Here is a 15,772-nt window from a genome sequence, read left to right as displayed (position 1 = left end):
GCCACCAACCGGTGGCGGCGACGTCCCGCGAGCGCCCTGCCGAGTCGCCTCGCCGTCGAGTGGCCTTAGGCCGCCTTGTCGGCCGACCCGCCGTCCGCACCGGTCTTGTCCGACGCCGTCTTGTCCGAGGTCGTCTTGTCCGCGCCAGCCTTGACGCCGGTCTTCACGCCGGCGGCATTCGGCTTCTGCGGCTTGGCATGCTTCGGCGCATTCGTCTTGCCGGTCTTGACACTGACCGACGGCGTCGAATCCCCCTCTGGCTTGGCATGTTTGGGTCCTGAAGCAGGCTTCGGGTCCTCGTTCGCGGCCGGAGCCTTGTCCCCTGCATCCGGAGTCTTGTCGCCGGCAGCGGGCGTCTTGTCGCCGGCATCCGGAGTCTTGTCGCCGGCAGCGGGCGTCTTGTCACCTACGACCGGAGTCTTGTCGTCCTCCGCGCCGGAGGTCTCCTTGTCGCCCTCATCGCCGGGGGTCTCCTCGCCGGCGGCCGGAGTCTTCTCGCCTGCCGCAGGGGTGGTCTCACCACTGACCGGCTGAATATCCCCGAACTTCGAATTCTGTTCGGGCGCAGCACCCTTCGGGGCGTCCCCACCCGAAGGGACGACACTGAGCAGTTGAGCGTTGGCGGAAGGAACGTCTTCCGCCGCGGTCTTGGACAGGGCCGTGGTCTTAGGGGTGGCCAGCGGGGCCTTGAGCACGCCCAGCCCATCGAGCAGGTCGCCCTTGAGCAGAGCTTTCAGGATGTTGGCCAGGACGTTCGGCGTACCCGCAGTCGGGTTGGGTCCGAGTTCCTTCTGGAAACCGGCCACCAACGCGTTGAAGGCGTCGCTGAGCACCAGGCCGGGGTTCAGTTTCGGGAAGGACAAGAACGGCACCTCGGTACCCGCCTGCGAGAAGTCTCGTTCGTAGGTGCCGTCGGGGTTGCGCACTGTGTTGGCGTATCCCGCGTCGGTGAGGATGCGCAGCGCGGGCGCAAGGGCATTGGCCAATCGCATCGGAATCTGCGCCAACGGGTTGAGTCCCACGATGTTGAGCACGTCCGACGTCAGGTAGAGCGGCTCCAACATCGGCAACGTCGCCGAGTGCAGCGTCAGGTACAGGTTGATCGCCAATGCCGACTTGGGGTCGGCGGGATCGATTCCGTCGACGGCGGCACCCACACCCTCGAGGATCTGGTCGGTGAGCCCGTCGAGGTCCAGGTTCAGTCCGCGCAGCATGTACGTCGGCGACAGGCCGGCCGCCAGGTTGTTGAGCAGTGTGAAGGGGTTGGGCCACGAGGCCAAGTCTGAGAGCGGTTGGTACTCGTAGGTGGCGTCGATCAGAATCGGCAGCAGATTCGCATGGCCGAGTTCGACACCGGTTCCCAGAACGGGGATGTTCAACGGATCGTCGTCACCGTTGTTGGCGGCATGGGTCGTGGGGTTGACGGTGTTGATGCCGAAGAGCGCGGCCAGGGGCCCGAATCGGGCGAGCGCGCCGCCGTCGGGGCGGGCCGGGTTGTTAATCAGGATCAGCGGCAGGATGGTGAGGCTGCCAAGTATCGGATCGGCGCCGAAGACGTGGTCCAGACCGCCGGGTTGCATGGAGAGATCGGCGAGCACCTTCTCATACGCCATGGCTGCGGCGAAGGCTCCGAAACCCATTCCGACGGTGGGGACGACACGGACGTCGATCACGTCGGGAATCTGATCGGAGAGGCTCGCGATCAGATTGGTCAGCGGGGCGATCAGCGCTAGCGCCCCGCCGAGTGGACTCTTCTTCAATTCGCCCAAGAGAAGGTCCAAGACGCCGTCCACGCCCAGGCGGGCGTACGGGGTGCCGTTGATGTCGGCGGCCACCGAATTCGGCAGTGCCGGTACCCAGCCGAGGTCGATGCCGAGCATCTTCAGCGCCGCGAAGGCCGGTCCCGACGTGACGACGTTCAGACCCGGAACATTGAGGTTGGAGAGATTCAATGGATCAGAGAGATCGAGACCGAGCAGCGCGAGGACGCCGGTCAGGGTGGCGCCGGTGACTTCGTCGATCTGCAGCAGGTCCAGGATGCTTGTCAGCAGTGCGAGGTCACCGCCGGTCAGCTGCTCGAGGACCGGGCCCAACAGCGGTATGTCCAGGGACAGCGTCGCCAGAATGCCCGGGAGCAGGTTGGCGGGCAGGTCGGCGAGCAGTCCGGTGATCAGGCTCTTCGGGTCGACGCCGGCGGCCTGGGCGAGTGCAGAGAGCTTGATGCCGTTGACGACGGCCCTGATGACGACGTCGGAAATCGCCTGGCCGCCGTTGTAGATCGTCGTTCCCAGTCCACCGGTGATGTCGGGAACTTTGTCGTGCGTCGGCAGCAACTGGATCGCGGCGGTCAGGTCGACGCCCTCGATGCGGACACGCTTGGCCGGGTCGGGCGGCGGTTGGACACCGACGGTCAGGGCCGTGGCCGTCGCTGTGGCGGCGCTGACGAGCGCCACGCTGAACTGCCGACGACTCTTGGTGCGGTGACTCCCTGCCATCTGACCTGACCCTTCAATCCTCGTTGTGCGCTGAGTCACAGCACATTAACACTTACGCGGGCGGCAAAATGCAGATTGCTGACGGTGCCATCAGTTAGCCCACAAGCGAGCGCGCGCGCGACTTCTGCCGCGTCAACAGGGCAATCGCCCGTCTTCGCCTCCGCTGATTCCTTACCTCGCAAGCAACCGAGCCCAGCTAGGTAAGCAGTCACCGCCACGCGCGCCAGTGGCGACTTTGCCCATACTTGTGGGAATCCGCGCTTGCACCGCATATCGCGGTTCTCGGCAATGCCGTCAGTGTGCTGCGGACGGGCGCCGTCGCCAATTGGCACCGCCCCAGTTACGTCGCCTTGCCAGCCGACCCGAAGGCGAAGATCGCCGCGCTCGTCGCGACTACCGTTGCGGCGAGGGCGATGACCGGCGCAACGGTCCACAACGTCAACGTCGCACCGAGCACCGCACCGGTGCACATGACGAGGATGACGCCGTACCGCAGCTTCTCCCGCTCGCCAGTTCCGCCGGCAAGCCTGCTGTCGAACCCGATGCCGACGACGGTCTGCGTCAACACCGTCGTGCTGAGTTCCTGCACCCCGAACTGGCGCGCGGTCGCGTTCTGGGTGCCGAACACGACGGCGAGCCCGGAGATGAGGATCAGTCGGCCGCCACCGGTGTACTGCAAGACACCGGTACCGGCCAACACCGAAAGGCTCACCAGCATGACGACTTCCAGCCCTAGCGCCACCACCAGCCAACGGCGGACCTTCGCGTCGAGATGCCGGGCCAACCGACCCCCGATCACCGCGCCGGCGACGAAGCTGATGATCGCCACCACCGCGGCGAGCATGTCGACGCCGGAGTGCGGCACCAGCCAGAAGCCAAGGAAGATGACGTTGCCGGTCATGTTGGCCACGAACACATGGCCGAGGATCAGCACGCTGACGGCGTCGACCAACCCCGTCGCGAAGGTAAGCAACAGCAGCGCGGTGACCGTCAACCGTTGGGAGACAGGGGATTCGACGGCCATCGCACCTCCGCGGCTACAGGCGTGGGGTCAAGTCCAGCTTCGTCACGGCGACCATCTGCGTGATCAGCCAGCGGTTGCCCTGAGGCTTCATGGTGAGCCGGTAGGACAGGTACCGCAACGACGGGATGCCCTTGGTGACCGGACTGGTCGCCACCGAGTTGGTGTAGACGATCGCGGTGGCCTCCGTCGGCGTCAACGACTCCACCGCTGCGCCGAGGACCTGCGTGTTGTTGGTGACCTGAGCCTGCTTGTTCGGCGCGACGATCGCGTCGATGTAGCGCTTGTAGTCGGCCGCGAAGTCGCCGCCGAGGTACTTCGCGGAGCGCTCGGGCAGCTTGTCCATGTCGTCGGGCGTGTAGGTCCAGAGCGTGGTGATGGCGCTGGCCGCGGTCTCGGCGATCGCGAACTTCGTCTGCACCGCTGCCCGATCCGCGAGGTAGGGCTGAATTGCGGCGCCCGCGAAGGCAGTCGCACCGACGAACAGCACACCCGCAGCCACCGCGACGAGCTTGAGCGCGCGTCCCGCCGTGCGATGCGGTACGAGGACGACCTCTTCGAGCTCCTCGGCTTCGGCGCTCTCGACGTCAACGCTTTCGGCGTCAACGCTTTCGGCGTCAACGCTTTCGACGTCAGAGGTTTCGGGAGCCTCCGCCTCCGCCTCCGCGGCCACCGGCTCGGCATCGGCCGTGCCGCGCTTCCACAGCGGACGACGGCGGCGCTTGGGTTCGGCAGGCACGACCGCTTCGACATCGCCGACCTCTGCGACGTCTGCCTCGTCGGCCTCCACCGTCTCCTCTGCCACGACCTCGGCAGGCTCGTCGGCGGCGGGAGCCTCCTCCTCGGCTTCCGTCGTTTCAACTGGCTGGTCGACCTGTTGCGCCTTCTGCCGCGGCAACCGGTGGCGGCTGCGCCCCGCCTTGCCCTGCGGAACTGAGGCGGCGGCAGCGTCGGCGGTCAGATCACTTGAATCAGCTGACTGATCTTCCACTGCTGTCCCTCCTCGATAGTCGTAATGACCCAACGGGTTCCGCTCTCAATGGGCGTCTTGCCGTCGGGTCCGGTGGATTTCACGTTGGTCGCCACCAGGATGTCTGCGCTGCCGTTGTCGTTCCACCGCTGTATGCCGGCCTCTTGAACGACACCCGTGGTGGGTTCGGCCCGAGCGACCCTAATCACGATGTCGTTCAGCTTCTCCTTGAACGACTTTGCGAAGTCGCCGGTGCCCTGAGCGAGGATGCGGTCCGCATAGTCGTTGGCGTGGAACGGATCCAACGAGGTGTACTCCGTCATGAAGCCACGCACGTAGAACAGCGCGGACGCGTCCCTGTCCTCGGTCCGCTTCACGCTCTCGTGGTCGGCGACCATGAAGATGCTGCCCGCGATCGCGACGGCCGCCAGTACGAAGGCCAGGATCGCCGTCAACGGGAGGCCCCACCGCAGCGGTGCCTTGGTGGTGGCTGCGCCAGCCGAGAAGAAGTTCCGCTCGTTGGCGTCCACCTTGCGCCGCGGGCTCATCGGCCAGACCCCTTCGGCGGGGCCGGCTTTGGGGACGGCGGCGGCGGTGGCGCCGCTTGCTGCGGGGCGCCGTTCTGACCCGTCAACGGCTTCTTCAGAACGGTGAGAGCGGCGACCTGCCACCGGTCGTTCGTCTTCTCGAAGTCCGCCCGCACGGTGGCTGTGATGAACTTGAGGTTGTTCGGATCCGATCCGCGTTGCCCCTGCAAGGCCAGCAGCATCGCCGCCCGATCCTGCGTCACCGACAGCACCGCGCTGCTCACCGCCCAGTATTCGTTGTCGGTGACGCCCGCCTTCTGGACGGCCTGCTGCTGCGCGACGAGTTGGGGCCGATATCCGTCGGTGGCCAGCCCCTGCGCGCGTGCGAAGTCGTCGACGACGGACTTGGTGCCGTAGCTCAGCAATTGCTCGACGATCCGCGGCCCCTGCTCCGCGATCTCGGTGCGCGCGTGTTCGAGAGCTCGGTCCTGGCGGAACACCTGGAGGTAGCCCAACCCGCCACCGGCCGCGCACAGCACGGCCGCGGCCAGCAGCACGGAACCGGCGATCCGTCGCACGTCGCGGCCCGAGGGCTCGGCGCCGTCGTCCACGACCCGAACTTCGGTGCGCAGCAACAGATCCGCGAACGTCCGATGCCGCTTGTCGCCAAGCGGCCACAGCCAGCCTACGAACAACGCCGCCGTGTCGAGGAGGTGGGCGAAATCGCGCGCGATCAAGCGGACGCTGCCCACCGGTTGCCCGGTCGGCGTCGTGACGCGAATGCTCGCGACCGCGCGACCCATCGTCGCGCCGACCACCGACGGCAGGAGCCACCGGTTCACCAGCGTGGCGAGGACGGCGACCGCCATCGCTGCCATGAACACCCACCAGAGCCAGCCCCCGACGGGTGTGGTGTACGCCAGCAGCGCCATCGTCGCGACCACGGCGACGCCGGGCAGCACGTCGAGCAGCAGCGCGGCCGCCCGTGCCGGCCACGACGCGAAGCGGACGACGTCGTCCGGCGCCGTCGTCGTCTCGGTGGTGTCGTCCAGAACGGCCGTCACGAGGTGACCTGGTCCAGGCGGTTTATCTTGTAGGTGCCGTCGGCGGGCGCCATGTTCACGCGCAGGCGGTATCCCTGTTCCTGGTCGGCGGCTTGGGAGTTGGTCACCTTCACCCGGACCGCTACCAGCACGTCCACCGAACCGTCGTCGTTGTGCTTCTCGACGGCGCCGCGCATGTCGGACACCTGAACCTTGACGTTGGCCGCCTGATAGGCCTCGACGAGCATGCTGGCGAACAGGTTGGCCTGCACGCCGAAGTCGCCGGTGGCGCATTCGATGACCTTGGTCTGGCTGGCCGTCATCGCCGCGATGTCGGGGGCTTGGGTTGCCTCGACGCACTCCTTGGCCCGCTGCAGCGCCATCGCGTCCTCGCGGGCGATGGCTTCGCTCTGGTCGTGCGACTTGAGCGCGAGATAGCCACCGGCTCCCACGCCCGCGGTGAGGACGAGCAGAGCCAGACAGATTGCGACGAGCCACCCGCGGCCGAACCGCTCGGGTCGACGGGTCACCAGGTCCTGCTGAAGATCGGATTGTGCGTCGGACTCCACCGACGCGTCGGATTCGCTAGGGATGTCTTGGGGGTTCAGCCGGCTGGTGCCAGCATCTCCTTCCATCCGTTTTCTCCTGGATCACTTGAGTTGGTGACGGAGTACGTGACTCCGTCGGGTCCGACGACCTGACCGTTGGACGGCGTGTAAACCGCCGTCGGTCCTGCTGCCGGAGTGTAGACACACGGGTTGGGCTGCTGGCCACTGCAGGCGACCGTGCCCTGGCCAGGGGCCGTAAGCGGGTCGCTCAGCGGTGACGGTGGCTTCGGCGGCAACTGATCGGCGGGCAACGGGTTGAGCCCGTTGTTAATCGTCGGTGCAGGCACCACGTAACCGGGCTTGACCGGCTGGTCGCAGCGCGCGCCTGCCGCCGGGCACGTCAGGATCTGGTTCGGATCGCCGTACCAGGGGTTGGTGCCCATCGGCTCGTACGGCGTGTTGCTGTGGCACTCGTCCGGCGTCGCCGCGCGCTTGCCGGGCACGTCAGCACACGGGTAGTTGCGAGCACCACGGACGACGTTGCCCTGGAAGTCCTTCGGGATCTTGCAGTACAGCCCGTCGGGCAGCGGCTTGGTCGACGTGTCGGCCGGGGAACGCCATTCCGAAGCAGGAAGGAAGCCCGTCAGACACGGCGGCGGCTGGTTGATCGACAGACCGAAGTGCAGCAGACCCTCGCCGGGGAAGATGGTGCCCGCCTGGGCGACCGTCGCACCCTGGGGCAGGATCACCAACGCCTGTTCGAGGCCCGCGTGATAGCGCTTCAGCATGTCGGTGACGATCGCGAGGTTCGCCAGGGTCTGCGGCAACGCCTCTCGGACGTCGCCGAACACCGCGTTGAGCTGATCGGCCGTCGGGGCAGCCTGCTGCAGCCCACTGCGCAGCGCCTGATCCTGCTCGGCGGTCTGCGACGTAATGGTGTTCAGGTTCCTGGCCCACTGCGAGATCGCGTCACCCGAGTTGACCTGGCTGTCCAGGATCGGCGTCGAGTTGTTGATGATGTCGTTGACGGGGCCGAGGTTGTCCTTGAAGTCACTGGCGATGGCGGTGGTCGAGTCGACCAACCGTTGCAGCGCGGGACCAAGCCCGCCGACGGCTTGAGACGTCTCGGTCAGCAGAGAGTCGATCTTCTCCTTCGGCAGGGCCGCGAGGCCCTCGTTTGCCTTGTCGAGAGCCGGTCCGACCTCGCTGGGCACCGTGCCGTTCAAGATCGTCGACCCGGCGGCCAGATACTTGCCCGGCTGGTCGGCCGTCGACACCAGGTCCAGGTACTGCTCGCCGATCGCCGAGACGGAGTGCACGTTCGCCGTCGCGTCGGCGGGGATCTTGTACTTGCTGTCGATGCTCATGGTGGCCTCGACGCCCGTCGGGGTGGGCTTGACGTCGGTGACCTTGCCGATCTGCGTGCCCAGGTAGGTCACGTTGGCCGTCGAGTAGAGGCCACCGGACCGGGGCAGTTGAGCCTTCAGCTCGTACTGCCCGATGCCCGCCACGCTGGGCAGCCGCAGGTAGTACCAGCCGAGGACCACCAACGCGATGATCGTCAGGATGGTGAAGATCACCAGCTGAATCTTGATGAAGCGGGTCAGCATCGCTCACTCACCTCTCTCGACCAGCGGTCCGCCCGGCGCATCGTGCGGGTTCGGGGTGAAGCGCACGTCCGGGATCATCGTCGCCGGATCGCGGCCCCACGACTGTTCCAGAGCCCGCAGCATGCCCGACACACCGGTGCCGGAAAGCACACCGTTGTCGATTGCCGACAGCGTGAGGTCCACGTTGAGCGACACGTTGATGTAGTCACCGCGAATGGCCTTCGGCACGTTCTCGATGCTGAACGGCGCCGTTCCGATGACCTTCAGCGCACCGAGGAGGTACGGGGACGCCTTGCCCAACTGGACGAGCGGCCGCTGAAGATTCTTCAGGTTGGTCGTGATGTCCGGGTTGGCCTGCGACAGCGCGTCGTCGGTGGCCTTGCTGACCCGACCGAGGGCCGTCACCGCGTCGGCGAACAGGTCCCTGGTGTCGGCGAAGTGCTTGATCAGCGGCGGGAACTCGGTGAGGACGCGGTCGAGGGTGTCGTTGCGCTGCGCCACGATGGCGAGCAACCGGTTCGTCGAGTCGATCGCGCGGGTGATGTCTTCGCGCTGGTTGTTCAGCTCGGCGGTGAAGGTGTCCAGACGTCCCAGGAACTCGCGGATCTGGTCACCGCGACCGGTCAGGATGTTGGCGACCTCGGTCTGGATGACCTCGAGGTTCGGGATGCCGCCGCCGGTGAGGATGGTGCCGATGCTGGCCAGCGTCCGCTCCGTGGTGGGGAACGCGCTCGCCCTGGACAGCGGAATAGTGTCGCCGTTCTTCAGCAACGGGCCGTCCGACTTCGTCGTCGGCGCGTCGAGCTCGACGTGCTGCGACCCGAGCAGTGACGTCTGACCGATCGCCGCGGTGGTGTCGGCGGGCAGCTTGAGCCCCGGCTCCACGTCCAGCGTCAGGGTCGCGACCCAGTTCTTCAGCTCGATGGCCCGCACGCTGCCGACGAAGACGTCGGCGACGCGCACCCGGCTGTTGACGTTGAGCGCCAACGTGTCTGGCATCTGCACGTAGATGGTCATCGCGTTCGAGCCGGTACCCGCGCCTCCCGGCACGGGCACGTTCGCGATGCCCTTCCACCCGCACGACGTCAGGATCAGACCCGCGGCGAGCAGGGCTCCGCCGCGCTTGACGACGGTTCTCGGCGAGATGCGCAACGGCCTTGTCTTTTCTTCGCGCAAGCGGCTCATCAACCAGCTCCTGCTTCAGCGGGCAGCGGTGGTCCAGCCGGCGCGGGTGCGGCGGCTGGCACCGCTCCGCCCGCCGGGGTGATCGGGCCAATCGGATCGCCGGGGAGGACGCCCGGCGCCGGTGCCGGCGGCGGACCTGGCTGCGGGTACCACGGCGGGGGCAGCGGGCTGTTCTCGCCGTAGGCGTTCGGCGGCCCGGGCAGACGGCCGTTGTTGACGCCGAATGCCGGCGGCGCGGGCGGTGCGACGATGTCCGGTCCGCCCATGAGCTCGCCGAGCGACTCGGGAGTCAGCATGTTCTGTGTGAACGGCTGCACCTCGACGCCCTGCATGCCCGGTGCGACGGTCCAACCCGGCTCGTGGTTGCCGTGCGAGAACAGCGTGTCCCGTGAGAAGACGCCGGGCACGGTGGTGTCCTTGTATCCCGGCGGCGGCTGCAAGCGCGTCTCCGAGTAGGCGATCTGCTTGGGCAGCGTCATCGCCGCGTTGATCTGGTTTAGCCCGAACGGCGGGTAGTTGAACTTCGTCGCATCCAGGATCGGTGCCAGGTACTGCGCGCACAGTTCCGCGGAATCCTGGTAACCCAGCCGGCTGCCCGCCTGAATTGCGCTGCAGAGGAACTGCATCGGGTTTGCGTAGTTGTTGATGGTCGGCAGGCCGACGATGCCGCCGGCGTTGGGCGACGCGATGTTGACGATGTTGGCCGCCAGGTTGGGGTACACGTGCAGACCCGTCTCAAGGCCCTTGCGCGGCTCCGGCTGCAGGATCGCGTTGGTGACGTCGGCGAGGTTGTTGACGTCCTTGGTCAGCACGGTGGCGTTCTGGTCGAGGAAGCCGCGGGTGGTGCTCAGCAGTTGGTTGAGGTCCTGCACCGCCGTCGCCACTTCGCGATCGGTGTTGGTGAAGGAGTTCGTGAACTGCGCCAGGTTGTCGTTCAGCTCGACGAACTGCTGGTCGCTCTTGTAGAGCGCGTTGACGAACAGCGCCAGGCTCTTGATGACACCGAAGAAGTCGCCGCGGCCCTGATTCAACGTGGTCAGCGCCTCGGACAGGTTGTTGAGCGTGGTGTTGATCTGCTCGCCCTTGCCTGCGAGACCGTCGGAGAACGACTCGACGACGTCACCGAACGGACCCTTGGGCTGTTCCTTCGTCGGCCCAAGGTCGGTCAGGATGCGGTTGATCGAGTCGCGGAGTTCGTCGTACTCGACCGGCACCTGGGTGCGGTCCTGCGGAATCAGCGCGCCGCTCTCCATCACCGGGCCACCGGTGTAGGGCGGCGCCAGCTGAATCGTGCGCGACGCCACCAGGCTCGGGTTCAGGATGGACGCGGTGGCGTTCGCCGGGACCTTGTACTTGGACTCGTAGTTGAAGGTGACCCGCATCTTGTCGCCCGCGGGCTCGATCTTCTCGATCGTGCCGACCCGGACGCCCATGATCTGGACCTTGTCACCGGGGTACAGCGCCAGCGTCTGCGGGAACTCGGCGACGACGGTGTTGTAGGTCAGCTTCTTGTACAGGTTGTAGCCCAGGAACGCGGCGACGATGACCCCGATGAGCAGCACGGTGCCCACGATCAGGCTCGCCTTGGTCAGCGCGGGCAGTTTCATGTTTCGGACGTTGAAGATCGTCGACATCTCAGCCCCCTAACCTTGTGATCCGGGCGGAAGGAACGGTGGGTTGCCAGGCAGCGGTTCGCCTCCGCTGCCCACCTGTGGACCCGGTCCCGGCGGCGGGATCGGTCCGACCAGTGCGGGCGGGGGCGGCGAGGTGCCGTCACCCTGCAGGGATCCGGGTGCGATGTACGGATCCGACGGTTGTCCCGGGGTGACCGGAACGGTCCGCGCTCCCGGCGGACCCGGCGCGAACTCGGGCGCGGGGGTGCCCTGCACCGGCGGGGAGAACTCACCGGGGAACGCCGCGCTCGGGACGCCTGGTGCCGGCGGGGGAGCGTTCGGGTTCGGCGGAGCGCCGAGCACGTCGGGCGGCCCATAGTTGTTGGCGCCGTAGGGATTCGGACCAAACGGTCCGTTCTCGGCCGACGCGCATGGCAGCGGGTTGCCCGGCGTCGGGTAGTTGCCGGGGGCCGGTGCGTACGAGCAGGGCGAGCCGGCGATGACGGCGGGACCGGGGTGCTCGGGCGTACCTTCCAGCGGGGTCGGCGCAGGCGGTGGGGCCCCGTTGGCCTGACGCTGCCCGTTCGGATCCGGGTACCGGAACGACGGCAGACCCGCGTTGCCCCAGAACTCCTCGGGGGCGATGCCGCGCTTCTTGAAGGCGGCGTCGACCCACGGCTGAAGGATCCAGTACGGGAGCAGGTTGACGAGCATCACCTTGAAGAACGGTCCCGACGCGATGGCCTCGGCCAGCGACGCGGTGAACTTGCTCAGCGAGGTCAGCGTGTCCGCGAGGTCGAACTTCCTGGCCACCAGCACGTCGCTGATGGTTTGCAGCTGGGTGAGTACCTTGTTCAGGTTGGGGTTGTCGTCGATGAAACCCTTGACCTGCGTGGAGAATTCACTGACCCGCTCGAGCAACATGCTGACCGCGTAGGACCGCTCGTTGATGGCGGCGAGCAGGGTCTTGGCGTTCACCAACAGGTCGTTGATCTGGCCGCTGCGGCTGCCGAGAACGCCGGCGATCTTGTTGGCGTTGGCAAGCAGTGTCTTGATGTCCTCGTCGCGCTTGCCGATCGTGTCCGAGAATCGGGACACGCCGTCCAATGCCGCGCTGAGGTGCGGGTAGGTCTGGTCGATTGTCTCCGACAGCACGTTCAGCGACTTCTTGACCGACTCGGTGTCCCAGCCCGACGCCGCCTTGGTGACGTCGAAGAACGCGTCGTAGATCTGGTACGGCGTGGTGGTCTGACCAAGTGGCAGAACGCCGTTGGCGCCGAGCGTCGTCGAACCCTTGGGCTGGAGCTCGAGGTTCTTGCGGCCGAGGATGGTGTCGGTGCGGATGTTGGCGCGGGAGTCGGTGCCGACCTTCGTGCCGTCCAAGGTGAATCCGATGAGCACCTTGTCGCCCTCGATCTTCAAGGACTGCACCTGGCCGACGTCGACTCCGGCGATGCGCACCTTGTCACCGGCGTTCAGGCCGCCGGTGTCGGTGAACTGCGCGTAGTAGTTCGGCTGCGCGAAGATCATCGGGACGCTGGCGAAGCTCTGCCCGACGCCGACGACGAGCACCAGGATGATGATGCCGACTATCCCGTTGCGGATCCGGTTGTTGCCTTCGATTGACCTCATTGCGGCGTGCACCTACCCGATGGCTGAGACCAGACCTTGACCGTACGGACCGGGCCACCCGGCTGAAGACCGTTCAACTTGAGGGTGACGTCGCAGGCGTAGAAGTTGAAGAAGTCGCCGTAGATGCCACCCGCGCGGCCGATGATCTTCAGGGCGGCCGGAATCTTGATCAGCGTGTCGTTCAACTGTTCCTTCTGGTCGACCAGCGGCTGCTGAAGGATTTCGAGGTTCGTCACCGTCTTCTGCAGCAGCGGCCGGTTGTCGCCGAGCAGATCGGCGACCGAGCCGGCCGCGTCGCTGATGTCGGCGACCGACGCGGCGATCGGGTCGGCACGGTTCTTCAGCCCGGTGACAAGGGTCTCGAAGTTCTTGACCGTCTCGTCGAACTGCTGCTGGTGCTTGACCGTGGTGGCGAGCACGGTGTTGAGGTTCTTGACCACCTCGCCGATCGCCTGGTCGCGGTCGGCAAGGGCCGACGTCAGGGACGCGGTCTGGTCGAGGATGTCGTTGATGGTGCCGCCCTGGCCCTGGAAGATCGTGATGATCGACTGGGCGATGTTGTTCACCTTGTCGGGGTCGAGCGCCCGGAACAGCGGCCGGAACCCACCGATGAGCGCGTCGAGGTCGAGTGCGGGCTCGGTCCTGGAGTCCGGGATGGTTCCGCCGGCGGGGAGCTTGGTGTTGTCGTCGCCCCGCTTCAGCTCGAGGTAGCGGTCACCGATGAGGTTCAGGTATCGGATCGAGGCGGTCGTGCCCTGGAACAGCTGTAGGGACCGGTCGACGTCGAAGTGGACCTCGACTTCGTTGCCGCCGTTGATCAACTGGACCTCGGAGACCTTGCCGACCTCGACGCCCGAGGCACGGACGAACTGGCCGGAGCGCAGGCCGCTCGCGTTCTTGAAGATGGCGGTGTAGCCCGTGGTCCGGTCGAACCGCAGTTGGCCGAACACCACGATGATGAGCGCGGTGAACAGCAGCAGCACCAGGGAGAGTGCGCCGAGCTTGATCGCTGTACCGGTGATTCTCATGGGTTGATCGTGTTCTCCCCGATTTGGCGTCCCCAGACGTACTCAATGGCGATGGGCTGACCGAGTCCGATGTGGTTGTAGGGAGCGATGCTGGCGCCGGTGTCCATCACCAGGTACGGCATGGGCCACAGGTCGCGGGTGACGGGCTGCCAGCAACCGGGCCTGCCCTCCGGGCCGCCGTGGGCGTTCACTCGCGGCAGGTTGTCCGGGTACACGTACGGGTTGCCCGGGAACAGGATCTGGGAGTGGGTGTTCAGCGAGTAGCCGTTGCCGCCGAGCGAGGAGGCGATCTTCGGCTCGACGTCGTGGTAGTTGCGGATCGTGCAGAACAGCATGGGGCTGTACTCGTCGAGCAGGGCGCTGGTGGGCACCAGGTCGGCCGAGCTGCGCACCAGGTAGGGGCCTGCCTTCTCGAACACCTCGCCGCCGGTGTTGCCGAACCCGACCGCTGCCATCAGGGTCTGGTCGACGGTGCCCTGCAGTTCGTTGAGCGTCTTCGCCGTCGTGACCGCATTCTTCAAACCGTCGAAGAGGTCGGGGGATGCGTCGGCGTAGATGTCGGCCAGGTCGGCGAGGCGCTGGTTGTCCTGCCGCAGCCGCGGCAGCAGCGGGTTGACGTCGGCGAGGATCGTGTTGCCGTTCTCGATCGATTGGCCGAACCGCTCGCCCAATCCGTCGAGGGCCTGGGCGGCCGCCGTCAGAGTCTGGTTGAGCTTGATGGGGTCGACCTTCTGGGTGACCTGGACGACCGTCTCGAACAGCGTGTTGAACTCGGTGGTGACGCCGGAGACCTGGATCGGCTTCGTCGGGACCAAGGGTTCCGACGACGGCTTGGCAGGCGACGAGAAGGCTATGTACTTGTTGCCGAAAACGGTGGTCGCCTTGATCTGGGCGTCCACGTTCGACGGGATCAGCTTGGTGAACTGCTTGTCGACGTCGAGGTTGACCTCGGCCATCGGCTCGCCGTTCTGGTTGATCGCGGAGACGCCAGACACGCGGCCGATCTCCACCCCGTTGAAGGTGACCTTCGACCCGGGGTCCATCGACAGCCCGGACCGCGACGAGATCAGGGTCAGCTTCTCGGGTTCACTCCAGCCGCCGCGGAACTGCTTCCAGACAAGCCCGACCACGATGGCGACGATGATCAGCAGGACCACGCCGGCAATCTTGTACGGGGGCGTCCGCGGCTGGTTGACCGGGGACTTCGTCTGGCCTGGTGCGGTCATCGGCTACACCGTCAGGTTGAAGTTGGCGTCGGTGCCGTACAGCGCCAACGATGCGAACAGGACGACGAGGACGATCGCGATCAGCGAGGCGCGCATCGAGCGGCCGACGGCTTCGCCGACGCCGACCGGGCCGCCGCTGGCGTAGAAGCCGTAGTAGCAGTGGTTGAGCATCACGATGACGGAGATGATGATCGCCTGGACGAAGGACCAGGCGACGTCGTCGGGCCGCAGGAACGTGCGGAAGTAGTGCTCGTAGGTGCCGGTCGACTGGCCGTAGAACAGCGTCGTGGTGATCTGCGCCGACAGGAACGACATGATGATCGCCATCGCGTACAGCGGGATGATGACGACGAAGCCGGCCATGATGCGCGTCGACACCAGGTACGAGATCGACTTGATGCCCATGACCTCGAGTGCGTCGATTTCCTCGCTGATGCGCATCGCACCCAGTTCGGCGGTCGCGCCTGCGCCGACCGTGGCGGCCAGCGCCTGACCTGCCACGACCGGGGCGGCGATGCGGACGTTGACCAGGGCGGCGAAGAAGCCGGTGAAGGCCTCGACGCCGATGTTGCCAAGCGAGGCGAAGCCCTGGATGGCGATCAGTGAGCCACCGGAGAGCGTGACGAAGCCGACGATGGCGACCGTGCCACCGATGACGGCCATGGCGCCGGTGCCCATGCCGATCTCGGCGACCAGGCGCAGCATTTCCTTGCGGTAGAACCGGAAGGCGTGGCCGATCGAGCCGACCGCGGTGACGACGAACCACGCGATGTGGCCGACGCTGTCGAGGAACCGCCCCGGCGACTTGGCCAGTCGTTCGCCGCCCGCGATGGCGCGCGGGAAGCGCGACCGTAGAACTGCAGAGGTAGACATG

13 protein-coding genes are annotated in these 15,772 nt (G+C 66.4%); all 13 read right to left on the bottom strand.

The genetic code is table 11. From position 1 onward, the window contains the following. Nucleotides 1-65: 65 nt before the first annotated feature. The 13 genes from ASD37_RS14135 to ASD37_RS14075 all read right to left on the bottom strand — a co-directional run bounded on the left by ASD37_RS14135 (nucleotide 66) and on the right by ASD37_RS14075 (nucleotide 15,771). A complete protein-coding gene (locus ASD37_RS14135) occupies nucleotides 66-2,495 on the bottom strand; it encodes a hypothetical protein (RefSeq protein ID WP_056551760.1) in 2,430 nt (809 codons plus the stop codon). Between the two features lie 340 nt (nucleotides 2,496-2,835). Further along, nucleotides 2,836-3,519 carry a YoaK family protein gene (locus ASD37_RS14130; RefSeq protein WP_056551758.1) on the bottom strand — a complete coding sequence of 228 codons (684 nt, stop codon included), beginning with the start codon at nucleotides 3,517-3,519 and terminating at the stop codon, nucleotides 2,836-2,838. 13 nt (nucleotides 3,520-3,532) lie between these two features. Then, on the bottom strand, nucleotides 3,533-4,507 hold the full coding sequence (locus tag ASD37_RS14125; RefSeq protein WP_056551756.1) for a hypothetical protein: 975 nt from the start codon (nucleotides 4,505-4,507) through the stop codon (nucleotides 3,533-3,535). Continuing rightward, a complete protein-coding gene (locus ASD37_RS14120; protein WP_056551754.1) occupies nucleotides 4,474-5,034 on the bottom strand; it encodes a hypothetical protein in 561 nt (186 codons plus the stop codon). Before ASD37_RS14120 ends, ASD37_RS14125 begins: the two co-directional genes overlap by 34 nt. Then, nucleotides 5,031-6,077, bottom strand: coding sequence for an RDD family protein (locus ASD37_RS14115; protein ID WP_056551752.1), 1,047 nt, complete (start codon nucleotides 6,075-6,077; stop codon nucleotides 5,031-5,033). Before ASD37_RS14115 ends, ASD37_RS14120 begins: the two co-directional genes overlap by 4 nt. Next, entirely contained in the window at nucleotides 6,074-6,691 is a 618-nt protein-coding gene (locus ASD37_RS14110; protein WP_056551750.1) for a hypothetical protein, read from the bottom strand. Before ASD37_RS14110 ends, ASD37_RS14115 begins: the two co-directional genes overlap by 4 nt. Next, entirely contained in the window at nucleotides 6,661-8,214 is a 1,554-nt protein-coding gene (locus ASD37_RS14105) for a virulence factor Mce family protein (protein WP_056551749.1), read from the bottom strand. The genes ASD37_RS14110 and ASD37_RS14105 overlap by 31 nt, the downstream gene beginning before the upstream one ends. Nucleotides 8,215-8,217: 3 nt before the next feature. After that, nucleotides 8,218-9,399 carry a virulence factor Mce family protein gene (locus tag ASD37_RS14100; protein WP_056551747.1) on the bottom strand — a complete coding sequence of 394 codons (1,182 nt, stop codon included), beginning with the start codon at nucleotides 9,397-9,399 and terminating at the stop codon, nucleotides 8,218-8,220. Next, nucleotides 9,399-11,033 carry a virulence factor Mce family protein gene (locus ASD37_RS14095; RefSeq protein WP_056551745.1) on the bottom strand — a complete coding sequence of 545 codons (1,635 nt, stop codon included), beginning with the start codon at nucleotides 11,031-11,033 and terminating at the stop codon, nucleotides 9,399-9,401. Before ASD37_RS14095 ends, ASD37_RS14100 begins: the two co-directional genes overlap by 1 nt. Nucleotides 11,034-11,042: 9 nt before the next feature. After that, nucleotides 11,043-12,644: a virulence factor Mce family protein gene (locus ASD37_RS14090; protein ID WP_056553294.1), complete on the bottom strand. Its 1,602-nt coding sequence runs from the start codon at nucleotides 12,642-12,644 to the stop codon at nucleotides 11,043-11,045. Further along, nucleotides 12,641-13,672: an MCE family protein gene (locus ASD37_RS14085; protein ID WP_056551743.1), complete on the bottom strand. Its 1,032-nt coding sequence runs from the start codon at nucleotides 13,670-13,672 to the stop codon at nucleotides 12,641-12,643. The genes ASD37_RS14090 and ASD37_RS14085 overlap by 4 nt, the downstream gene beginning before the upstream one ends. After that, on the bottom strand, nucleotides 13,669-14,898 hold the full coding sequence (locus tag ASD37_RS14080) for an MCE family protein (RefSeq protein ID WP_056551741.1): 1,230 nt from the start codon (nucleotides 14,896-14,898) through the stop codon (nucleotides 13,669-13,671). Before ASD37_RS14080 ends, ASD37_RS14085 begins: the two co-directional genes overlap by 4 nt. A 3-nt stretch (nucleotides 14,899-14,901) precedes the next feature. Further along, on the bottom strand, nucleotides 14,902-15,771 hold the full coding sequence (locus tag ASD37_RS14075; protein WP_056551739.1) for an ABC transporter permease: 870 nt from the start codon (nucleotides 15,769-15,771) through the stop codon (nucleotides 14,902-14,904). Nucleotide 15,772: the final 1 nt, after the last annotated feature.

It is taken from the genome of Mycobacterium sp. Root135, from assembly GCF_001426545.1.
Taxonomy (GTDB): Bacteria; Actinomycetota; Actinomycetes; order Mycobacteriales; family Mycobacteriaceae; genus Mycobacterium.
Note: the sequence above shows the minus strand (reverse complement) of the source record. Positions and strands in the feature narration are given on the sequence as shown.